Annotated in this window: 23 protein-coding genes; 12 read left to right on the top strand and 11 right to left on the bottom strand. The window is 64.8% G+C overall.

The genetic code is table 11. The features are described 5' to 3' along the window. Positions 1-80: 80 nt before the first annotated feature. Together BM046_RS02985 and BM046_RS02980 are read right to left on the bottom strand one after the other, a co-directional pair. On the bottom strand, positions 81-1,319 hold the full coding sequence (locus tag BM046_RS02985) for an acyl-CoA dehydrogenase family protein (protein ID WP_090536787.1): 1,239 nt from the start codon (positions 1,317-1,319) through the stop codon (positions 81-83). Then, on the bottom strand, positions 1,319-2,299 hold the full coding sequence (locus BM046_RS02980; protein WP_090536785.1) for an aliphatic sulfonate ABC transporter substrate-binding protein: 981 nt from the start codon (positions 2,297-2,299) through the stop codon (positions 1,319-1,321). The genes BM046_RS02985 and BM046_RS02980 overlap by 1 nt, the downstream gene beginning before the upstream one ends. A 283-nt stretch (positions 2,300-2,582) precedes the next feature. On the opposite strand from BM046_RS02980, the gene BM046_RS02975 reads away from it, so the two are divergent. The 10 genes from BM046_RS02975 to BM046_RS02930 all read left to right on the top strand — a co-directional run bounded on the left by BM046_RS02975 (position 2,583) and on the right by BM046_RS02930 (position 10,686). Further along, a complete protein-coding gene (locus BM046_RS02975) occupies positions 2,583-3,230 on the top strand; it encodes a peroxiredoxin (RefSeq protein WP_090536784.1) in 648 nt (215 codons plus the stop codon). Positions 3,231-3,343: 113 nt separating this feature from the next. Further along, complete coding sequence (locus tag BM046_RS02970) at positions 3,344-4,315, top strand: aliphatic sulfonate ABC transporter substrate-binding protein (protein ID WP_090536782.1); 972 nt, start codon at positions 3,344-3,346, stop codon at positions 4,313-4,315. Continuing rightward, positions 4,312-5,148, top strand: coding sequence for an ABC transporter permease (locus BM046_RS02965; protein ID WP_090536780.1), 837 nt, complete (start codon positions 4,312-4,314; stop codon positions 5,146-5,148). Before BM046_RS02970 ends, BM046_RS02965 begins: the two co-directional genes overlap by 4 nt. Further along, on the top strand, positions 5,145-5,873 hold the full coding sequence (locus BM046_RS02960; protein WP_090536778.1) for an ABC transporter ATP-binding protein: 729 nt from the start codon (positions 5,145-5,147) through the stop codon (positions 5,871-5,873). Before BM046_RS02965 ends, BM046_RS02960 begins: the two co-directional genes overlap by 4 nt. A 115-nt stretch (positions 5,874-5,988) precedes the next feature. Further along, on the top strand, positions 5,989-6,573 hold the full coding sequence (ssuE, locus tag BM046_RS02955) for an NADPH-dependent FMN reductase (RefSeq protein ID WP_090536776.1): 585 nt from the start codon (positions 5,989-5,991) through the stop codon (positions 6,571-6,573). An 88-nt stretch (positions 6,574-6,661) separates the two neighbouring features. Then, positions 6,662-7,624: a sulfonate ABC transporter substrate-binding protein gene (locus BM046_RS02950; protein ID WP_090536774.1), complete on the top strand. Its 963-nt coding sequence runs from the start codon at positions 6,662-6,664 to the stop codon at positions 7,622-7,624. Between the two features lie 78 nt (positions 7,625-7,702). Continuing rightward, the gene (gene ssuD, locus BM046_RS02945; protein ID WP_090536772.1) at positions 7,703-8,848 is read left to right on the top strand and encodes an FMNH2-dependent alkanesulfonate monooxygenase; all 1,146 of its coding nucleotides are present in this window, start codon (positions 7,703-7,705) and stop codon (positions 8,846-8,848) included. A gap of 10 nt (positions 8,849-8,858) precedes the next feature. Beyond that, the gene (gene ssuC / locus BM046_RS02940) at positions 8,859-9,647 is read left to right on the top strand and encodes an aliphatic sulfonate ABC transporter permease SsuC (protein WP_090536771.1); all 789 of its coding nucleotides are present in this window, start codon (positions 8,859-8,861) and stop codon (positions 9,645-9,647) included. Continuing rightward, entirely contained in the window at positions 9,644-10,447 is an 804-nt protein-coding gene (ssuB, locus tag BM046_RS02935; RefSeq protein ID WP_090536769.1) for an aliphatic sulfonates ABC transporter ATP-binding protein, read from the top strand. Before ssuC ends, ssuB begins: the two co-directional genes overlap by 4 nt. 23 nt (positions 10,448-10,470) lie before the next feature. Next, positions 10,471-10,686: a TOBE domain-containing protein gene (locus tag BM046_RS02930; RefSeq protein ID WP_090536768.1), complete on the top strand. Its 216-nt coding sequence runs from the start codon at positions 10,471-10,473 to the stop codon at positions 10,684-10,686. A gap of 113 nt (positions 10,687-10,799) precedes the next feature. Here BM046_RS02930 and BM046_RS02925 read toward each other — a convergent pair whose 3' ends face one another. The 3 genes from BM046_RS02925 to BM046_RS02915 form a co-directional block, all read right to left on the bottom strand. After that, entirely contained in the window at positions 10,800-11,213 is a 414-nt protein-coding gene (locus tag BM046_RS02925) for a regulatory protein RecX (protein ID WP_235818550.1), read from the bottom strand. A gap of 44 nt (positions 11,214-11,257) precedes the next feature. Next, on the bottom strand, positions 11,258-12,295 hold the full coding sequence (recA, locus tag BM046_RS02920; RefSeq protein ID WP_090536766.1) for a recombinase RecA: 1,038 nt from the start codon (positions 12,293-12,295) through the stop codon (positions 11,258-11,260). 141 nt (positions 12,296-12,436) lie between these two features. Continuing rightward, a complete protein-coding gene (locus tag BM046_RS02915) occupies positions 12,437-12,955 on the bottom strand; it encodes a CinA family protein (protein WP_090536765.1) in 519 nt (172 codons plus the stop codon). Between the two features lie 121 nt (positions 12,956-13,076). Between BM046_RS02915 and mutS the strand changes: the two genes are divergently transcribed. Continuing rightward, entirely contained in the window at positions 13,077-15,647 is a 2,571-nt protein-coding gene (mutS, locus tag BM046_RS02910; protein WP_090536763.1) for a DNA mismatch repair protein MutS, read from the top strand. A gap of 147 nt (positions 15,648-15,794) precedes the next feature. Next, on the top strand, positions 15,795-16,118 hold the full coding sequence (gene fdxA / locus BM046_RS02905) for a ferredoxin FdxA (protein ID WP_090536760.1): 324 nt from the start codon (positions 15,795-15,797) through the stop codon (positions 16,116-16,118). Between the two features lie 113 nt (positions 16,119-16,231). On the opposite strand, the gene BM046_RS02900 is transcribed toward fdxA, so the two are convergent. The 6 genes from BM046_RS02900 to BM046_RS02875 are packed head-to-tail and all read right to left on the bottom strand — an operon-like array spanning position 16,232 to position 21,962. Continuing rightward, positions 16,232-17,398 (bottom strand): acyl-CoA dehydrogenase family protein, encoded by a 1,167-nt coding sequence (locus tag BM046_RS02900; protein ID WP_090536758.1) that lies wholly within the window; start codon positions 17,396-17,398, stop codon positions 16,232-16,234. Between the two features lie 10 nt (positions 17,399-17,408). Then, a complete protein-coding gene (locus tag BM046_RS02895; protein WP_090536756.1) occupies positions 17,409-18,587 on the bottom strand; it encodes a lipid-transfer protein in 1,179 nt (392 codons plus the stop codon). A gap of 13 nt (positions 18,588-18,600) precedes the next feature. Further along, positions 18,601-19,023 carry a MaoC family dehydratase gene (locus BM046_RS02890; protein ID WP_090536754.1) on the bottom strand — a complete coding sequence of 141 codons (423 nt, stop codon included), beginning with the start codon at positions 19,021-19,023 and terminating at the stop codon, positions 18,601-18,603. Continuing rightward, on the bottom strand, positions 18,992-20,128 hold the full coding sequence (locus BM046_RS02885) for an acyl-CoA dehydrogenase family protein (RefSeq protein ID WP_090536753.1): 1,137 nt from the start codon (positions 20,126-20,128) through the stop codon (positions 18,992-18,994). Before BM046_RS02885 ends, BM046_RS02890 begins: the two co-directional genes overlap by 32 nt. 11 nt (positions 20,129-20,139) lie before the next feature. Further along, positions 20,140-21,120 (bottom strand): bifunctional MaoC family dehydratase N-terminal/OB-fold nucleic acid binding domain-containing protein, encoded by a 981-nt coding sequence (locus BM046_RS02880; protein WP_177197769.1) that lies wholly within the window; start codon positions 21,118-21,120, stop codon positions 20,140-20,142. Between the two features lie 56 nt (positions 21,121-21,176). Further along, a complete protein-coding gene (locus BM046_RS02875; RefSeq protein WP_090536751.1) occupies positions 21,177-21,962 on the bottom strand; it encodes an SDR family oxidoreductase in 786 nt (261 codons plus the stop codon). Positions 21,963-21,978 lie beyond the last annotated feature (16 nt).

The following is a 21,978-nucleotide window of genomic DNA, read 5'->3' as shown; positions in this document are numbered from 1 at the left end:
TCCGGCACGTACCGCTAGCTCCCGCACTCCTTCGGGAGCGAGCACCCGGCCGCTGGAATGCTGCCGCCCTCTGCGGCAGGTCAGCTGTAGTTGGAGGGAGGTGGATACTCCCCGGTCAACAGCCAGCGACCTATGTCCTTCTGTTTGTGATCCAGCGGATCGTGCAAGGTGTGCACCCGGACGTTGCGCCAGAAGCGGTCGAAGCCGAATCGGGAGGAGGTCGCCCTCGCGCCCATGGTTTCGAAGATCTCGCTGGTGATATCCAGCGCTACCCGACCGGACAGCAGCTTGGCCTCGGCAATCCAGGTGGCCAGCTCGCCACGCTCGGCCGGGGTGGGCTGGGGCCTGTCCAGCAGTTGTTGCAGGCGTTCCGCCGCCCGCTCGGCAAGGGCGCTGGCGGCATCGAAGCGGGACCACAGCTGACCGAGGCGCAACTGTATGAGCGCATCATTGGTCGGCTTCTCCGCGGTGGAGCCCGGCCAGCTGCGCGCCCGCTCATGGATGTAGTCAACGGCCGCACTCAGGGCGCCGGCGGCGTTGCCCAGGTAGATCTGCACCAGCACCATCTGGGAGACACAGGTACGCAGGGTCGCCCGCGGCGTGCCCAGCCCCTGTTCCAGCAAGTCACCGGGATCCACATAGACGCCCTCGAAGTGCACTGTGCCGCTGTCGGTCTGGCGCTGGCCGAAGCCATCCCAGTCATCATCGATGAGCAGCCCGTCCCGGCTGGCAGGCAGCGCCAGGAAGACCCGCTCCTGGGAACCGAACTCCACGGGCGCGCTCACCACCAGCGCGTCGGCCCCCAGGGCGCCAGAACAGAACGACTTGCTGCCCAGCAGCAGATAGTGGTCTTCCTCGCGCACCAGCTGCAGGCCGGTATCACGACCATTGGTGGCATTGCCCCAGAACCAGTCCCGTTCGATGGTGTGGGTCAGCCAGTGCTTCTGCTGCTGCTCGCTGCCGAACAGCTGGATGGTGGCCAGCTGCAGGTGGTGGAAGGCGAACAGATGCGCCAGCGAGCTGTCCACCGCCGCCAGGTAGCGGGTGATGCGGTAGATTTCCGGCCAGCGACTGCCCTGGCCACCGAACTTGCGGGGTATGCTCAGGTGCAGCAGGCCGCTCTGGCGGAACAGCTGCTTCTCGGCCTGGGCCGAGCCACCCTGCTGATCGCGCTGCACGGCGGTGGCCGCCAGCTGCGCCGCCAGGGTCGGCACTGCCTGGCTGCACTGGCTGTCGTCCAGTGACAGCACTCTGGGATTGATCACGGGTGCAATGCCGGCTGCGCCTGCGGCCGTACGCAATGGGCTCAGGGTCGTCATCACTGCTCCTCGGGTGACCAGATCACCACATCGCTGGCATCCACCCGCACCGGCAACAGCCCCTCGGCATGGAAGGTGTCGGCAATGCGCTGCTGCTCGGCCAGCCCGTCCGCCTGTACCAGACGCACTTCATAGCTGCGTTTGCGATTGGCGACTTCGACGATTTCGGGCTCCAGACCGCCCCACAGGGGGCCGAGAATCTCTGCCGCCTCACGGGGATTGGCTCGCAGCCACTCGCCACCCTTGCGCAGCTCCTCGAACAGGGTGTTGAGCACCTCCGGGTGCTGTTCGGCGAAGGCGACAGAGCTCAGGTAGTAACGCTGGTAGTCCGCCAGTCCGTCACTGCCATCGGCCAGAACCCGGGGGGCAAGCTGACGCTGGGCACTGGTCAGGAAGGGTTCCCAGACCACCCAGGCATCCACGTTGCGGTTCTCGAAGGCGGCCCGGCCGTCCGCCGGTGTCAGATAGGAGGGGCGGATATCAGCGAAACTCAGGCCGGCCTTTTTCAGCGCCTGGATCAGCAGGTAGTGGCTGCCCGCTGCCTTGGTGACAGCCACGCGCTTGCCCTTGAGATCGCTCAACTCACGAATATCGGAATCGCCATGGACCAGAATCGCCTGGGCGGTAGGGGACGGCGCTTCCTGGGCGACATAGACCAGACGGGCGCCGGCGGCCTGGGCGAAGACCGGAACCGTATCGGCCACATCGGCGGAAAAATCCACGTTGCCCACATTCAGCGCCTCAAGCAGCGGCAGGCCGCTGGGGAATTCGTGCCAGGAAACGGTAACGCCCTGCTCGGCCAGCGCCTTCTCCAGTGTTCCCTGACTGCGCAGCAGCGTGGTCAGGGTGGACGACTTCTGAAAGCCGATGCGGACGGTGGTGTCTGCCAGGGCCGCGCCCCCCAGCAGCAGGCTGGCGGCGGTGAACAGGGTGGCCAGCAGGGTACGCCGGCGACTCGGGGTGGTGCTATGGGTGCTCATATGCTTCTCTCTGCAAACAAGATGGAGGACCCGCCTCATTGCAGAGCCGGATCGGGAACGTCGGAGGCGAGCCTCGGGTTGTCCGGTGATCCGGTGTAACAAAGCTAAACAATCTAAAAAAAGAACAATAAATAATTTTTTGGAATTAAATTATGCCCGCATGCTTAATTCTGAAAACGAATAACAAAATCACTATTTATTCTTTTTAAGTCTCTAGAATATCACGCATAGTGCTCTCCATCGCCGGGCGCCACCGCGCCGGCAACATTCTGGAGAGCACGACATGAGCATCAGACTGGGCGACATCGCCCCCGATTTCGAACAGGATTCCAGTGAAGGCCGCATCCGCTTTCACCAGTGGCTCGGTGACAGCTGGGGCATCCTCTTCTCCCACCCGGCGGACTTCACGCCGGTATGCACTACCGAACTGGGCCTGACCGCCAAACTCAAGGACAGGTTCGCCGAGCGCGGCGTCAAGGTCAGCGCCCTGTCGGTGGACCCGGTGCAGTCGCATCTGGAGTGGATCAAGGACATCAACGAGACGCAGAACACCATCGTCGGCTTCCCGATCATCGCCGACCATGACCGCAGGGTGTCCGAACTCTACGACCTGATCCACCCCAACGCCAATGACACCCTGACCGTGCGCTCTCTGTTCATCATCGACCCGAACAAGAAGGTGCGCCTGATCATCACCTACCCGGCCAGTACCGGGCGCAACTTCGACGAGATCCTGCGGGTGGTCGACTCCCTGCAGCTGACCGACAACCACAAGGTTGCCACCCCGGCCAACTGGAAGGACGGTGACGATGTAGTGATTGTGCCTTCGCTCAAGGACGAGGACGAAATCCGCCAGCGCTTCCCGGCCGGCTACAAGGCCGTACGCCCCTACCTGCGACTGACGCCCCAGCCGAACCGCCGGGCCGGTTGATACGAGGATGTCACGCTTGCGCCTGGTTGCGACCAGGCGCTTTTTCAGTTACCCGCCTGACTTGATCACAAGAAGGAGAAAAGCCATGCCCATAGATGAATAAGGAGATGTCCATGAAACAGCTTCCCTGGCGGCGCCTGTTTGCCGCTGCCCTGGCCGTATTCGCCCCGCTGGGCGCGTCCGCCGCCGGCGATGTCAGCCTCGACTACGCCTACTATTCCCCGCCGAGCCTGGTGATCCGCGATCAGGGCTGGCTGGAAGAACACTTCGCCGAACAGAACCGCAGCGTCAAATGGGTCCTGTCCCGCGGCAGCAACAACTCCCTGGAATTTCTCAACAGCGGCGCCACCCAGTTCGCCCTGACCTCGAGCATCTCGGCCTTTGTCAGCCGGGCCAACGGCCAGCCGGTCAAGACCGTCTACAGCTACCTCTGGGCAGAGCCCAGCGCGCTGGTGGTACCGGCGGACTCCCCCATCCAGTCGGTCGATGACATCCGCGGCAAGCGCGTCGCCGCAACCAAGGGCACGGATCCCTACTTCTTTCTGCTGCGTACCCTAGAGCGCCATGGTCTCGGCTCCCGGGACGTACGCATCGTGCACCTGCAGCATCCCGAGGGTCGCACCGCACTGGAGCAGGGTCGCGTGGATGTCTGGGCCGGACTCGATCCGCACATGGCTGCTTCGGAGGCAGGCGGTGCCCGCTTCGTCTATCGCAATCCGGAATTCGGCCTGGGCGCCTTCCTCAATACCAGCGAACGGGTGCTGAGCGAGGACCCGGAAACCGTCGAGGCCGTGCTCCGGGCCTATGAGCGGGCACGCCAGTGGATCATCGCCCACCCGGAAGAGACCGCTGACCTGGTCGCCCGGGAAACCGGCTTGCCGGTCGAGGTGATCCGCCTGCAGCTGGCCCGCTATGACTTCAGTCGTCCGATCCCCGGCCAGGCCCACCTGGACGCGATCAGGCCGGTCATTCCCCTGCTGCAGGCCGACAACATCCTGCGCGGCACGGCCGACGTCGAGGGCACCCTGGATACCCTGCTGGCAGCCGATATCGCCGAACGCGTGGTTCAGGACGCGGCACCATGAGCAGTCAGGCCCAACCCAAGGCGCTGCAGCAGACCCCGATCGCCGGGTGGTCGGCGGTGCGTCTGCTGCGCTTCACTCCGGTCGGCCTGCTGCTGCCGCTGGCCATCATCGCCCTCCTGGAGCTGAGTGTCAGTCGGGGCTGGGTTCCGGCCTGGCTGATGCCGGCGCCCAGCGACCTGCTGATGACCTTCCGCGAGCTGGCGGGCGGGCCGCTGTGGACCCATATATCGGCCAGCTCCCAACGGGTATTGCTGGGTTTCGGCATCGGTGCCGGTCTGGCGGTGCTGATCGGCACCCTGGTAGGCATGAGCCGGCAACTCGAGGCCTGGCTGGATCCCACCTTCCAGGCCCTGCGCGCAGTGCCGGGCCTGGCCTGGGTGCCCCTGCTGCTGATCTGGCTGGGTATCGACGAGGTGTCGAAGGTAACCCTGATCGCCATCGGCTCCTTCTTTCCGGTGTACATGAACATGGTCGCCGGCGTGCGCAACGTCGACCGCAAGCTGGTCGAGGTCGGCACCCAACTCGGCTTCAGCCGCGCGGCGCTGATGAGGCGGATCATGGTGCCGGCAGCCCTGCCCTATCTGTTCACCGGGCTGCGCAACGGGCTGTCGATGGCCTGGCTGTGCGTGGTGGCCGCCGAACTGCTGGCCGCCACCGAGGGCATCGGCTACCTGCTGACCGACGGCCGGGAAGTGTCACGCCCCGATCTGGTGCTGGCCGCCATCATCACCCTGGCCCTGATGGGCAAGCTCACCGACAGCCTGCTCAAGCATCTGGAAAAACGCATGCTGGGCTGGCGGGACAACTTCAATGGCAAGGAGCAGAGTCAATGAGCGCCCTGTTACGCATGAGCAACATCCACAAGTCCTTTGCCGAGCTCACGGTGCTGGAGGACGTCAGCCTGGCGCTGGCACCCGGCGAGGTCATCAGCCTGCTGGGACCCAGCGGCTGCGGCAAGAGCACCCTGCTGCGCATCGCCGCCGGACTGGACACCCACTTCCACGGCGCTATGGAGCGCAACCCGCTGCTCGACTTCGGTACCGGGTCGGGCATCGGTGTGGTGTTTCAGGAACCACGCCTGATGCCCTGGCTGAGCGTGGCAGAGAACATCGGCTTCGCCGACGGGCGCCGGGCGGATGAGCGCTGGGTGCGTCAGCTGCTGCGTGACGTCGGTCTGGAGGGCCGGGGTGATGCGCTGCCCAAGCAACTCTCCGGCGGCATGGCCCAGCGCGTGGCCATCGCCCGCGGTCTCTACGGTCGCCCCCAGGTGCTGCTGCTGGACGAACCCTTCAGCGCGGTGGATGCCTTCACCCGGATGAAGCTGCAGGACCTGGTGATCAAGCTGGCCGCCCAGTACGAGATCAGCGTGTTGCTGGTGACCCACGATCTGGATGAGGCGGTGTACCTGAGCGACCGGGTGATCATTCTCGGCGGCCGGCCCAGCCGCATCGTCGCGGAGCTGGATGTGCCACTGGCTCAGCCGCGGGATCGTCGCGCCGCGGAACTGGCACTGATCAAGGGCGAGGCGCTGACCGCCCTGTATCAGCAACCGACTTAGAACGAAAATGAATTACAAAATGAAAACTAATGATTTAGAGAAATATAAATCCACTGCTATTCTCAGCTCCATCCGGGGTTCTTCTCAGAACTAAAGATTATAAGGAAAAAGGTTAATGCTGGTTATAACCATTGGTGGCAGTCCCAGTTCACGCTCACGTACCGGCCTACTGCTGGATCAGGCTAGAGGTTGGCTGACCCAGCGCGGGGTGGAGGTGGTGCATTTCGACATCCACCAGTTTGATCCAGCCGAGCTACTGCTGGCCCGCTTTGACAGCCCGGCCATCCGCCACTTCGGCGAGCAGGTCAGCCGGGCCGATGGCCTGATTATCGGTACGCCGGTGTACAAGGCCTCCTTCGCCGGTGCGCTCAAGGTGCTGCTGGACCTGCTGCCGGAGCGGGCATTGGCGCACAAGGTGGTACTGCCGATTGCCACCGGTGGCACCCAGAGCCACATGCTGGCGGTGGACTATGCACTGAAACCGGTACTGGCCGCGCTCAAGGCGCAGGAAACCCTGCACGGCGTGTTCGCTACCGACCACCTGATCCAGTACGGCGAGCCGGCGCAGTTCGACGAAAGCCTGCTGGAACGTCTTGACGATGCCCTGGAGCATTTCATCGCCGCGCTGGCCAGACGCCCGGCGCCGATCGACCCCAGGGTACTGAATGACCGACTGATCCACGCCCGCTGGAGCATCTAGCCGGACCGGGCACCAAACCGAGCATAACCCGCCTTACTCACCCGCCAACGGGTCAGCAGGCTACCAAACCCATCGCAAGGAGAAGACCATGAACAAGGTCACCCTGCGCCGCGGCTTGGCAGCACTCCTGACCGCTGCCCTGTCCTTCGGCGCTGTTACCCAGGCCAACGCAGCCGATCTGCGCATCGGCTATCAGAAATACGGCACCCTGGTGCTGCTCAAGGCCAATGGCGAACTGGACCGCCGGCTGGCCGAACAGGGCGTGAACGTTCGCTGGATCGAGTTCCCGGCTGGCCCCCAACTGCTGGAGGGGCTGAATGTGGGCGCGGTGGACTTCGGCACCACCGGGGAAACCCCGCCGGTATTTGCCCAGGCCGCCGGTGCGGATCTGCTGTATGTCGCCCATGAACCGCCGGCTCCCACCAGCGAAGCCATTCTGGTACCCAGCGACTCCCCCATCACCTCGGTGGCCGAGCTCAAGGGCAAGCGCATTGCCCTGAACAAGGGTTCCAACGTGCATTACCTGCTGGTCCGTGCGCTGGAGCAGGCCGGCCTGAGTATTGACGACATCACGCCCGTCTACCTGCCGCCGGCCGATGCCCGGGCCGCCTTCGAACGCAACAGCGTCGATGCCTGGGTGATCTGGGACCCCTTCCAGTCCGCCGCAGAGCAACAGATCGGGGCCCGCACCCTGGCCAACGGCGAGGGTCTGGTCAGCAACTACCAGTTCTACCTGTCCACCCGCAGCTATGCCCGGGACAACCCCCAGGTGCTGCAAATTCTGCTCGAGGAAATCGAGGCCATCGGCAACTGGACCAGGCACAACCCGGATGAGGCCGTGGCCCAGGTGGCGCCACTGCTCGGCCTGAGCCCGGAGATCACCCGTACCGCGCTGCTGCGCCAGGGCTATGGCCCCCGTCCGCTGAGCCCGGAAGTGATCCGCGCCCAGCAGGACATCGCCGACACCTTCTACCAGCTGAAGCTGATCCCGCGGGAGCTGAACATCAGCGAAGTGGTCTGGGCACCCCCGACCCACACCGCAGCCAACTGAAACGAACCGGGCACTGCGCCGCCTCCGCAGGGTCAGTGCCGCTACTGATCACACCCCAGTCATTCAAGGAGACCACTCATGAGTCTGAACATTTTCTGGTTCCTGCCCACCCACGGCGACAGTCGCTATCTGGGCACCACCAAGGGCGCCCGCGCCGTAGACCACAGCTATCTGCAGCAGATCGCCCAGGCCGCTGACAAGCTCGGCTACGGCGGCGTGCTCATCCCCACCGGCCGCTCCTGCGAGGACTCCTGGCTGGTAGCCGCTTCGCTGATTCCGGTGACCCAGCGTCTCAAGTTCCTGGTGGCGCTGCGCCCCGGGGTCATTTCCCCTACCGTCGCCGCCCGCCAGGCCGCCACCCTGGACCGTCTGTCCAATGGCCGCGCCCTTTTCAACCTGGTCACCGGCGGTGATCCGGACGAGCTGGCCGGTGATGGGCTGAACCTGAGTCACGCCGAACGCTACGAAGCCTCGGTGGAATTCACCCGCATCTGGCGTCGGGTACTGGAGGGCGAGACCGTCGACTATGACGGCAAGCACATCCAGGTCAAGGGCGCCAAGCTGCTGTTCCCGCCGGTACAGCAGCCCCGTCCGCCGCTGTACTTCGGAGGCTCCTCCGATGCGGCCCAGGATCTGGCAGCCGAACAGGTCGAACTCTACCTGACCTGGGGCGAGCCCCCTGCGGCGGTACGCGAGAAGATCGAACAGGTGCGCGAGAAGGCCGCCCGCCAGGGTCGCCAGGTCCGCTTCGGCATTCGACTGCATGTGATAGTGCGCGAGACCAACGAGGAAGCCTGGGCGGCGGCAGATCAGCTCATTTCCCACCTGGACGATGACACCATCGCCCGAGCGCAGGCCTCCCTGGCGCGTTTCGACTCGGTGGGCCAGCAGCGCATGGCCGCCCTGCACGGCGGCAGCAAGGACAACCTGGAAGTCAGCCCCAACCTCTGGGCCGGCGTCGGCCTGGTGCGCGGCGGTGCCGGCACCGCCCTGGTGGGCGACGGTCCGACGGTGGCGGCACGCATACAGGAATATGCGGATCTGGGTATCGATACCTTCATCTTCTCCGGATACCCGCACCTGGAGGAGTCCTATCGGGTGGCAGAGCTGCTGTTCCCCCATCTGGATCTGGCTCGCCCGGAGGAGCCGCTGGGCAAGCAGTTCATCAGCCCCTTTGGCGAGATGATCGCCAATGACATCCTGCCCGCCGCAGCCCAGAGCTGAGGGAACGGCCATGCACGCAACACGACAACAACTATTGCAGCGGCTGGCGCCCTGGCTGCTGCCCAGTCTGCTGCTGGCAGCCTGGCAGCTGGCGGTGACCAGCGGCCTGCTGTCCAGTCGCATCCTGCCGGCACCCAGCGCCGTGGTGCTGGCCGGCTGGAACCTGATCAGCAGCGGCGAGATCTGGGAGCATCTGGCGATCAGTACCTGGCGGGCCTTTGTCGGACTGGCCATCGGCGGCGGTCTGGGGCTGCTGCTGGGGTTCATCTCCGGCCTGTCACGCTGGGGTGAACGCCTGCTCGACAGCTCGGTACAGATGATCCGTAACGTGCCGCACCTGGCGCTGATACCGCTGGTGATCCTGTGGTTCGGCATCGACGAGAGCGCCAAGATCTTCCTGGTGGCACTGGGCACCCTGTTCCCGATCTACCTCAATACCTACCACGGCATCCGCAACGTGGATGCCGGGCTGGTGGAAATGGCGCGCAGCTACGGACTCTCGGGGTTTGCCCTGTTCCGCCAGGTGATACTGCCCGGAGCCCTGCCGTCGATCCTGGTGGGCCTGCGCTTTGCCCTGGGCTTCATGTGGCTGACGCTGATCGTCGCCGAAACCATTTCCGCCAGTGCCGGCATCGGCTACCTGGCGATGAATGCCCGGGAGTTCCTGCAGACCGATGTGGTGGTACTGGCCATAGTGCTCTATGCCCTGCTCGGCAAACTCGCCGATGTGGCCGCCCGCTTTCTCGAGCGTGTCTGGCTGCGCTGGCACCCGGCCTATCAGAAAGGAGCCAAGGCATGACGGCCCAGCAACCCCCACGCAACGCCAGCGGTATCGCCCTGTCGGTGCACGGACTGAACAAGACCTTCGGACAGTTGCAGGTACTGCGCGCCCTGGATCTGGAAGTGCCCGCCGGGCAGTTCATCGCCGTGGTAGGCCGCAGCGGCTGCGGCAAGAGCACCCTGCTGCGCCTGCTGGCCGGTCTGGATCAGCCCACCAGCGGTGAGCTGCTGGCCGCCGGACAGCCCCTGAAGGACAACCGCGATACGCGCCTGATGTTCCAGGATGCCCGGCTGCTGCCCTGGAAGAAGGTGATAGATAACGTCGGTCTGGGCCTGACCGGCAACTGGCGCGAGCGCGCACTGGAGGCGCTGGCTGCGGTGGGTCTGTCGGACAAGGTCGATCAATGGCCGGCCACCCTCTCCGGTGGGCAGAAGCAGCGCGTGGCCCTGGCCCGGGCGCTGATCCACCAGCCGCGTCTGCTGCTGCTCGACGAACCCCTGGGCGCGCTGGATGCCCTGACCCGGATCGAGATGCAGCAGCTGATCGAGAAACTCTGGCGCCAGCATGGCTTCACCGTGCTGCTGGTCACCCACGATGTCGCCGAGGCAGTCGCCGTGGCCGACAGGGTCATTCTCATCGAACAGGGCCGCATCGGCCTGGACCTGACGGTGGATGTCGCCAGGCCACGCTCGCACAGCTCCTTCCAGCTCGCGGAGCTGGAATCCCGGGTACTGGAACGGGTACTGGCCAATCCGGCCAGCCCCGAACGCCCGGAAAAAATCAACCCCCTGCCCACGCAGCTGCGCTGGGCACTCTGAACACAACCCCTAGAGGAAACAGCATGACCATTCAGGCAATCAACGTACGCAACCAGTTCAAGGGCCAGATCCGCGAGATCATCCGGGGCGATGTGCTGTCGGAAATCGACGTGCAGACCGCCGCCGGTATTGTCACCTCGGTGATCACCACCCGCTCGGTGGATGAGCTCGCTCTGCAGGTAGGCTCGGAGGTGATCGCCTTCGTCAAATCCACGGAGGTATCCATCGCCAAGCTGTGAACAAGGGGCGCCCCGGACGGGGCGCCATACCCCATCAGCAGCAGCGTTCAGAAGATTTTATATGGTACAGGCGCAACCGCCTGGGAGTAGGTAGTCAGAGATAATGTACGCCGTCAGTCCTGCCAGGACCCGCCGAAACCGCGATACTGCATGAAGCGCAGCTGCTTCGATTTTTCCTTGAGATCTGCGGCAGGCCCTTCCGGGAAGCGCCTGGCGAATGCCTGCCGCGCCAGTTCGGACCAGTCCCACTGCTCACTGCGCAGGTACCGCTCGATCAGCCCTTCGGCCACACCTCGCTGGCGCAGCTCCTCACGCAGACGGACGGGACCGTAGCCCCGCTGACTGCGCGCATGGATATAGGCTTCACAGAAGCGCTCGTCGCTGAGCAACCCCTCTTCCTGCAGACGGTCCAGCTCGATCTCCGCCATCTCCCGAGTTGCCCCGCGCTGACGGAGCTTGCGCAGCATCTCGGCATAGCTGTGCTCCCGCCGCGCCAGCAGATCCAGGGCGGATCTGCGAATGGCCACGGGGGTCTCCAGCTGGCTGCGCTTGAACACGGCAAAAAACCCGATCAGCCGTCGATATCGACGTTCTCTTCCACCGGGGTGCTCTTGCTGCCGGCCTTGGGCAGCAACTCGTTACGGATGGCCTGTTCGATCTCTTCCGCCACTTCGGGGTTCTCGGCGAGGAACTTGGCCGCATTGGACTTGCCCTGACCGATCTTGTTGCCCTTGTAGCTGTACCAGGCGCCGGACTTCTCGATCTGACCGATGGACACGCCCAGATCGATGATCTCGGCGTTGTGGTAGATACCGGTGCCGTAGAGGATCTGGAACTCGGCCTGGCGGAACGGCGGCGCCACCTTGTTCTTCACCACCTTGACCCGGGTCTCGCTGCCGATCACCTCGTCGCCTTCCTTCACCGCGCCGGTGCGGCGGATATCCAGTCGTACGGAGGAGTAGAACTTCAGCGCGTTACCGCCGGTGGTGGTTTCCGGGTTGCCGAACATCACGCCGATCTTCATGCGGATCTGGTTGATGAAGATCACCAGGCAGTTGGCGTTCTTGATGTTACCGGTGATCTTGCGCAGGGCCTGGGACATCAGACGGGCCTGAACGCCCACGTGGTGATCGCCCATCTCGCCCTCGATCTCGGCCTTGGGCACCAGTGCCGCCACCGAGTCGACAATGATCACGTCCACCGCGTTGGAGCGCACCAGCATGTCGGTGATTTCCAGCGCCTGCTCCCCGGTGTCGGGCTGGGAGACCAGCAGGTCATCGACGTTGACGCCCAGCTTGGCGGCGTACTCCGGGTCCAGCGCGTGCTCGGCGTCGACGAAGGCACAGGTCGCGCCCTTCTTCTGCGCCTGGGCAATCACCGACAGGGTCAGGGTGGTCTTACCGGAGGACTCGGGACCGTAGATCTCGACAATCCGGCCGCGGGGCAGACCGCCGATGCCCAGGGCGATATCCAGTCCCAGTGAACCGGTGGAGATAGAAGGAATCGCCTGGCGTTCATGGTCACCCATGCGCATCACCGCGCCTTTGCCAAATTGACGTTCAATCTGACTCAAGGCCGCCGACAGCGCCTTCTTCTTGTTGTCGTCCATTGTGCATCCTCTCGGTAGACGGGCACGCGCACGGCCCGGGAAATTCAGAATAGGTGAAACCGCATAACACTGTATATATGGTCAGTATTATTCCACAGTTACTCGCACCCGCCTACCCCCTTTTCAACCAGGGATGGCCAATCATGCGGAACGGTTCACAGCCAGCTTCTCGGCTTCGGCAATCAGCCCCTGCAGACTGTGCAGTACGGTCTGGGCACGCACATCGCGGCGGCTGCCCTGGATCCGCCGGCACTGCGTGAGCACCCCGCGATCGCGCACCGCCCAGGCAAACCACACGGTCCCTACGGGCTTGTCCGGCGTGCCGCCCTCCGGCCCGGCAATACCGCTGACCGCTACCGCCAGATCGGCCTCGGCGGCCAGCAGCGCGCCTTCGGCCATGGCCCGGACCACCGGCTCGCTGACCGCACCGAACTGCTGCAGGTCCTCCTCGGAGACGCCCACCCAGCGGACCTTGCTGTGGTTGGCGTAGGTGACGAAGCCGGTGTCGAACCAGCCGGAACTGCCGCTGATGCGGGTGATGGCTTCGGCGATGCCGCCGCCGGTGCAGGACTCGGCAGTGGTCACCCGCAGGCCCAGCTGACGCAGGGCATTTCCCAGCCGCGCAGCAGCGGAATCGATCAGGGGATCATACTGTGACATCGGTTTCTCCTCCAATGACGAAAGCGCCGGCTCACCGGCCATGCCGGTTTCGCACCGGCACCGTTGTAGCCTAGACTATGCCGCTTCCTGCCCCATTCAGAAACACGCTTCAGGGAATTTCATGAGCCGCGTCGAGAAATCCGTTACCCACACTCCCATGATGCAGCAGTACTTCAGCATCAAGCAGCACCACCCGGACCAGCTGCTGTTCTACCGTATGGGTGATTTCTACGAACTGTTCTATGACGATGCCAAGAAGGCTGCCCGCCTGCTCGACATCACCCTTACCGCCCGCGGCAACTCCGGCGGTCAGCCGATTCCCATGGCCGGCATTCCGTTTCATTCCGCCGAAGGCTATCTGGCCCGCCTGGTGAAGCTCGGCGAGTCGGTGGTGATCTGCGAGCAGATCGGCGACCCGGCCACCAGCAAGGGACCGGTTGAGCGTCAGGTGGTGCGCATCATCACCCCCGGCACGGTCAGCGACGAGGCTCTGCTGGACGAGCGCCGGGACAACCTGCTGGCCGCCCTGGTCGGCAGCGAGCGTGCCTTTGGCCTGGCCACCCTGGACATCAACAGCGGCCGCTTCACGGTCATGGAACTGTCCGGCTGGGAAACCCTGCTCGGCGAGCTGGAGCGGCTGGCACCGGCAGAGCTGCTGATCCCGGATGACTGGGAGAGCGATACCCCCATCGAACGCCGCCGTGCGGTGCGTCGCCGCGCGCCCTGGGAGTTCGATCAGGACAGCGCCTTCAAGGCCCTGACCCAGCAGTTCGGCACCCGGGATCTGGTCGGTTTCGGCTGCGCCGATCTGACCCTGGGGCTGGGTGCGGCAGGGGCGCTGCTCGGCTATGCCAAGGAGACCCAGCGCACCGCCCTGCCGCATCTGCGCAGCATCAGTCAGGAGCGCTTCGAGGACAGCGTGGTGATCGACAGCGCCAGCCGCCGCAATCTGGAGATCGACTGCAACCTCTCAGGCGGCCGGGACAATACCCTGCTGGATGTGCTCGACCATACCGCCACCACCATGGGCAGCCGCCTGCTGGCGCGCTGGCTCAATCGTCCGCTGCGCCAGATGGAGACCCTGCGCGCACGCCAGGACAGCATCGCCGGGCTGATCGAGGACTACCACTACGAGAACCTGCACCCGGTGCTCAAGGGCATCGGCGATATCGAGCGGATTCTCGCGCGGGTCGCCCTGCGCTCTGCGCGCCCGCGGGATCTGGCGCGACTGCGCGATGCCCTGGCCGCACTGCCCGAACTGCAGCGCTGCATCGAGTCCATCCCCAGCCAGCATGTACGCAGCCTGGGCGAGACCATCTCCACCTATCCGGAGCTGGCCGACCTGCTGCAGCGGGCCATCATCGACAATCCCCCGGCGGTGATCCGCGATGGCGGGGTGATCCGCGAAGGGTACGACAGCGAGCTGGACGACCTGCAGAACATCAGCGAGAACGCCGGCCAGTACCTGATCGATCTGGAGAACCGCGAACGCGAGCGCACCGGTCTGTCGACCCTCAAGGTCGGCTACAACCGGGTGCATGGCTACTATATAGAACTGTCCCGTGGTCAGAGCGCCCAGGCACCGGCCGATTACATCCGCCGCCAGACGCTCAAGGGCGCCGAGCGCTTCATTACCCCGGAGCTCAAGGAATTCGAGGACAAGGCCCTGTCCGCGCGCAGTCGCGCCCTGGCCCGGGAGAAGCAGCTGTACGACGAGCTGCTGGATCGTCTCAACGAGGATCTGGCCGCCCTGCAGGACAGCGCCGCAGCCCTGGCCCAGCTGGATGTGCTCAGCTGCCTGGCCGAACGGGCGGTAACCCTGGACTACTGCCGGCCGGAGTTCGTCGAGGGCAGCGGCCAGCTGTGCATCGAGCAGGGACGTCACCCGGTGGTGGAAAAGGTGCTGGATGGCCCCTTCGTCGCCAACGATCTGGAGCTGACGCCGGAGACGCGCATGCTGGTGATCACCGGCCCGAACATGGGCGGTAAATCCACCTACATGCGTCAGACCGCCCTCATCGTGCTGCTGGCCCATATCGGCTCCCATGTCCCGGCGGCCCGCGTGGTGCTGTCGCCGATGGATCGCATCTTCACCCGCATCGGCTCCAGTGATGACCTGGCCGGCGGTCGTTCCACCTTCATGGTGGAAATGAGCGAAACCGCCAATATCCTGCACAACGCCACGGACGCCAGTCTGGTGTTGATGGACGAGGTCGGTCGCGGCACCAGCACCTTCGACGGTCTCTCGCTGGCCTGGGCCGCCGCCGAATATCTGGCCGGCTTGCGCGCCTTCACCCTGTTCGCCACCCACTATTTCGAGCTCACCGCTCTGGCCGACAGCGATCCCGGCGTCGCCAACGTTCACCTCAACGCCACCGAACACAACGAGCGCATTGTCTTCCTGCACAACGTGCTGCCGGGGCCGGCCAGCCAGAGTTACGGTCTGCAGGTGGCGCAACTGGCCGGCGTACCCCGCCCGGTGATCGAACGGGCCCGTCAGCACCTGGCCACGCTCGAGCAGCAGAGCCTGGATCAGGGCAGTCGCGGAGCCCAGATGCAGCCGGTGCAACCTGACCTGTTCGCTGCCGCGCCGCACCCCGCCGCCGAGGCGCTGCATCAGCTCAGCCCGGACGACATGAGCCCCCGGCAGGCGCTGGAACTGCTATACGAATGGAAGAAGCGCTGGGGCTGATCTTTCACAAATGATATTCATTATCATTGATCGATCAGGAAAAGCAGCCGAACGTGGGCAAAAATGCCGCATCGGCTGCCCCAGCCGAAAATTTGCTGCTAGAATACGCGCCAACTTTGTGACTGCCTTTTTCTGGAGAAACCTGCCATGACCTTCGTTGTGACCGACAACTGCATCAAGTGCAAGTACACCGATTGCGTTGAGGTATGTCCTGTCGACTGTTTCTACGAAGGCCCGAACTTTCTGGTGATCCACCCGGACGAGTGCATCGACTGCGCCCTGTGCGAGCCCGAGTGCCCGGCCAACGCGATCTTCGCCGAGGATGAGGTGCCCGAGGATCAGCAGCAGTTCATCGAGCTCAACGCCGAGCTGGCAGACATCTGGCCGAACATCACCGAGAAGAAGGACGCCCTGCCCGACGCCGAGGAATGGGATGGCGTGCCGGACAAGCTGCAGCATCTGGAGCGCTGATCCTTTCAGCCGCCGGGCAGCAGAAAAGAGAAAGGCCGATCAGATGATCGGCCTTTCTCTTCAGGGCTTCGGACTGATTCCGGGGCTGGAGCCCTCCCCAACCAGTGTTCCGGTCACCGCGACCGCGGCATCCCCAACCCGAACTGCGCAATCAGCTCCCGCTGGATCTCGTTGGTCCCCCCACCGAAGGTCAGGGTCACGCAGGCGCGCACGTCGTATTCCAGCTCGCCCAGCAGGAAAGCCGCTGCACTGCCCTCGCGGATCAGTCCGTTGGCGCCCACTACTTCACTGAGCTTGCGCAGGATGTCCACCACCGCCTCGGTGCCGAACACCTTGGTGGTCGAGGCCAGCGCCACGTCCACCCGATCCTGCTCCAGGTCGGCGGCAATGCGGAAGTTGATCAGCCGCATGGCATCAATGCGCGCGTAGCATTCCGCCAGCAGGCTGCGCACCCAGGGCTGATCCATCGCCCGGCGGCCCTGTTCATCCTCGGCGCGGGCCCACAGGTAGACCTTGCGGAAGATGCCCACCACCCTGTCCGACCATGACCCCAGGCCCAGGCGCTCGTGGTTGAGCTGGGCGGTGACCAGTTGCCAGCCCTTGTTCAGCTCACCCACCAGCCGGTTGGCCGGAACGAATACGTTGTCGTAATAGGTGGCGGCAGTCGGGTTGCTGCAGGTCGGGATCAGGGTGCTGGAGAAGCCCTCGGCCTGCGTATCAACGATCAGGATCGAGATGCCCTTGTGCCGCGCCTCGTCCGGGTTGGTCCGCGCCGCCAGCCAGATGTAGTCCGCCGAATGGGCGCCGGAGGTCCACAGCTTGTTGCCGTTGACCACGAAGCCATCCTGTTCCACCCGCGCTGTGGTTTTCAGCGTGGCCAGGTCGGACCCGGCGCCGGGCTCTGAGTAGCCGATGGCGAAGTTGATCTCCCCGGCGGCGATGCCTGGCAGGAAGGCTTCCTTCTGCTCCGCCGAGCCGTGCTGCATCAGGGCCGGGCCCACGGTGCTGATGGTCACAAAGGGCAGCGGCGCGCCGGCAATGTTGGCCTCCTCGAAGAAGATCAGCTGCTCGGTCGGGCCGTAGCCCTGGCCGCCGTATTCCTTGGGCCAGCCGACCGCCAGCCAGCCATCCTTGCCCATCTGCCGCACCAGCCGGTTCGACGCCTCCGAGCCCTCCGCGCCGCGCAGTTCACAGCGCAGCTCGTCGGTCATCAGGTTGTTGAAGTAGTCCCGCACCGCCAGGCGCAGCTTTTTCTGTTCCGCGGTCAGATCGACAAACATGCTACGCTCCTCAGGCCACGCCCAGAATAAGGCCGCTGGTGGGCACGCCGGTGCCGGCGGTGACCAGTACGTTTTCCACATTGTCCACCTGGTTCACCGAGCTGCCGCGCACCTGGCGCACCCCTTCGGCGATACCGTTCATGCCATGGATATAGGCCTCGCCCAGCTGGCCACCGTGGGTGTTGATCGGCAAACGACCACCCCGCGCATGATGCCCGGCGCGGATGAACTCCTTGGCCTCGCCCCGATCGCAGAAGCCGAACTCTTCCAGCTGCGGCATGACGAAGGGCGTGAAGTGGTCATAGATGACCGCAGTCTGGATGGCATCCGGACCCAGCCCGGACTGGCGGTAGATCTCCCGCGCCACCACACCCATCTCCGGCAGGCCGGTGATGTCGTCGCGGTAGAAGGAGGTCATGCTCTGCTGACCGTCGGCAATGCCCTGGGCGGCGCCCTTGATGATCACCGGCTTCTGCTGGAGGTCACGGGCCCGCTCCACCGAGGTGATGACCATGGCCACCGCGCCATCGGATTCCTGGCAGCAGTCCAGCAGACGCAGCGGATCGCAGATCCAGCGCGAGTTCTGGTGGTCTTCCAGGGTGATCGGCTTGCCATGGAAGAAGGCCGCCGGGTTGGTCGCGGCAAAGTCGCGCACGGCCACGGCAATACGGCCGAAATCTTCGGTGGTCGCGCCATAGGTATGCATGTAGCGGCGGGCGAACATGCCGACCCAGGAGGCCGGGGTATGGAAGCCGTGGGGCATGTACCAGCCGTAGTTGACGTTGTCGAACAGCGGGGTATCGCCAAAGCCGTAGCTGCCGGTGCCGAAGCGGTACCAGGAGCGCTCGTTCATCGCCCGGTACACCACCACGGTCTTGGCCACGCCGGTGGCCACGGCCATGGCCGCGTGCATCACCGGGCCGCAGGCGGCGCCGCCGCCATGGGGCACCTGGGAAAAGAACTTGACCTGCTCGCAGCCGAGCAGCCGGGCGATCTCGTACTCGGGCACCTTGTCCACCGAGTAGGAACTGAAACCGTCAACGTCCTTGGGGTCGATACCGGCGTCAGCCAGGGCCGCCAGGGTCGCCTCCATCGCCAGGCGCAGTTCGGTGCGCCCGGAGTTCTTGGAAAACTCGGTGGCGCCCAGGCCGGCAATCGCCGCCTTGCCGGAAAGCAATGCATCATTCATCTGTGCGTCTCCGTTATGCGGGCAGGACCAGGCTGACCGTACCGGCCGCGTGGTTGCCCATGGAATTCTTGCCCTTGAGGGTAACGACCAGCGACCGGCTGGCTTCATCCCGCTCGGTTATCTCACCGCTGAAGGTCATGGTGTCGCCGGGGTAGTTCGGCACGCCGAGCTTGATACGGATGTCCTTGAAGCTGGCCAGCGGACCCGCCCACTGTTCGATGAACCGCTGCACCAGCGCGGTGGTGGTGAGGATGTTCATGAAGATGTGCGGCGAGCCCAGCTCGCGGGCGGCCTCAACATCATGGTGGCCGGGGAAGTAGTCGCGGGTGGCAATGGCGCCGCCGTTGATCAGGGTCACGGTGATCGGAATCGACAGCTCGGGCAGTTGCTCGCCGAGGCTGGTTTCAGCAAAGGTCAGTGTTTTCATCGAGGTCATACTTCCATCCAAGCTTGTCATTGTTGGCCAGCCAGTCACCGAGCCGCGCGAGGGTGGCAGCGGAGCCGCCCATGGTCAGGCTCAGGTAACGGCTCCAGTAGAGGAAACGGTGGATCGGATAGGTCAGGTCGACGCCGATACCGCCATGCACGTGCTGGGTCTTGTGGCCGATGAGATGGGCCGCTTCGGTCCCCAGAAAGCGTGTGGCCAGCGCTTCGGAATCACTCGGCAGGCCGGCATCCAGGCGGTAGCACAGCTGGTACAGCGAGGTGCGCAGACCCTCCAGGGCGATATGGCAGTCGGCCATGCTCATCTGGACAGCCTGGAAGGTGCCGATTGCCCGACCGAACTGTTCACGCTGGTTGATATATTCCACGGTGCGCCGCAGCTGTTCCTCGCTGACGCCCAGCTGCACCGAGGCCAGCGCGGCAATGGCGCGTTGCTCCAGCCAGGGCAACGCGGCGGCGGGCAGTATCTGATCAGCCTCCAGCAACACATTGCTGCACTGCACATCGGCCACCGCCAGCCCGTGGTTGGCAACGCCCTCCACCCGCTGCGCGCCTTCACTGCGCGGGTCGAGCAGCACCAGGCGCGGGCCGTCGCTGCTGTCTGCCACCAGCAGCAGGCGATCGGCCTGGCCGGCGACATCCACCGCGTTGGCCTGGCCCTGCAACTGCAGGCGACCGCCCTGCTCCACCAGCTGCAGGCCAACCCCCCGACTGGCAGCCAGCCCCTGCAACGACAGGCTCAGCAGCAGCTCGCCGGCGGCGGCCTGTTGCACCAGCTCACGATGACTGTCGGTGCCATGCTCGGCCAGGCAGGCGGCGGCCAGCTGGTGTTGCCACAGCGGCACCTGGCCCAAGCCGGCGCCCTGCGCCTTCAGCACGCAGTGCAGGTCGGTGATGCCCATGCCGCTGCCGCCAAAGGCTTCCGGGATCGCCAGCGCCGAAAGGCCGGTCTCGATGCAGGTCTGCCACAGCGGCAGCATGAACGGCTGGCCGTCCAGGTCGAACTCGCGCATGCGCTCGTCGGTGCAGTAATCGCGGAACACGCTGTCGGCCATCTCGGCGATCGCGCGCTGGTCCTCGCTCAGTGAAAAGTCCATGGCGCGCCTCCTCAGCCCACCGGGCGGAATTGCGGCAGGGTCTGCCGGTCATCGAAACGGTGGAATTCCACCTGCAGCTGTTGACCGATCTCCAGCTGGTCCGGCTCCACGCCCACCAGCCCGGCGATCAGCCGCACGCCCTCCTCCAGTTCGACCAGGCCGATCGGGTTGGGGTAATCAAACGGCGGCACTTCCGGGTAATGCATGACCACGAAGGAATACAGGCTGGCCTTGCCGCTGGCCTCGACCGTGTCCCACTCGAAGCTGTGGCACTTGACGCACACCGGCGCCGGCGGGTGGCGCAGCGTCTGGCAGTCGGTGCAGCGCTGGATCAGCAGCTTGCCCTGCTCACAACCGTCCCAGAAGAAGCGGGTGTCATCGCTCTTGCCCGGCAGTGGGCGCTTGGCCTTGGGCGCTTCCTTCGGTTTGGCTTCGGCCTTGGGCGCCTCGGGGCGCTGCGCCGGCTTGAACTTGAACACGCGGAACAGCTGGCGGCCGACCTCTTCGTCACCGGCGCCGTTTTCCCCCTGGGAGAAGTAGGTCATCAGTACGGTCACGAAGAACCCGGTACCCAGCGGCGTGCTCTTCTCCTCGCTGACGCTGTCCAGCTTGCTGGAGAAGTACAGACGCTCGCCGGCCACCACCGGCCGGTCGAAGTGCAGGTCGGAGTTCACCGCCACCACCGCCGGATAGCCATAGGGCTCGATGACCTTGAGGACCTCGAAGTTGTTTTCCTTGCTCGAGCCCTCGGGGAAGTTTTCCTGGTCCAGCCCGCCCATGCCCCATACCTGTAGCATGCCGGGGGGCGCGACGACGTCTGCATACCCCTGGGCGCGGGCGAATTCCCGGTCGGTGTACAGCGGGTTGGTGATGCCCATGATCTCGCACCACTGCCGGATCATGGGTGCATTCACCGGATCCCAGGCGTAGACGCGACCGTACTCGCGCCCGACCATGGCTTGTATCTTGTCCAGCAATTCCTGTTCAGCCAAGTTCGTCTCCTGATCGTTCTCGTGGACGTTGCCGTTGCCGGCGTCGTCGGGTTGGGTCACGCCTTGCCGGCGTTGGAAGCGGCCAGAAAGGCCGGCCGCTCGCCACCGCCGTGCAACAGCAGGTTGGTACCGCTGAAATAGGCCGCCATGGGCGAAGCGGCATACAGACAGGCATTGGCAATATCCTCCGGCTCGCCCATGCGGCCGGCGGGGATGCCCGCGCCTACCGCAGCGATACCGTCGTCGTCGCCGTAATGCAGATGGGATTGCTCGGTGCGGATCAGGCCGGGGCTGATGGTCAGCACCCTGACCTTCGGCCCCCACTCCACCGCCAGCGAACTGGCCAGCGCCACGATGCCCGCCTTGGCCGCGCCATAGACTGCCGTGCCCGGCGAGGGCCGCGAGGCGCTGACCGAACCGATAAAGATGATCACGCCGCCTTCAGGCTGGTGCTGCATCACCTGATAGGCCTGCTGGGCCATGTTCAGCGGCGCCAGCAGGTTCAGCCGCAGGATGCTCTCGCTGAAGCGCGGGGAGGCGGTCGCCGCCTCGGCATAGGGGCTGCCGCCGGCGTTGTTGACCAGCACATCGAGGCGCCCGGCCTGCTCGCGGATATGTTCAAATACAGCCGCCATGGCCTCCACATCGCGCACGTCGGCGGCGAGGAACTGCGCCTGGCGCCCGTTCGCCTCGGGCAACTGCTCGGGCTGCTGGCGACCACAGACAAAGACCTCGGCGCCAGCCGCCAGGTAGGCACTGGCAATGCCGGCGCCGATACCCTTGGTGCCGCCGGTAACCAGCACCACCTTGCCGTTGTAGTCCAGTTGGTTGGGAGACTGCATACACCACCCCTCATTT

The organism is Halopseudomonas formosensis (genome assembly GCF_900115905.1).
Classification (GTDB): domain Bacteria; phylum Pseudomonadota; class Gammaproteobacteria; order Pseudomonadales; family Pseudomonadaceae; genus Halopseudomonas; species Halopseudomonas formosensis.
This window is presented reverse-complemented; position numbering and strand designations above follow the sequence as displayed.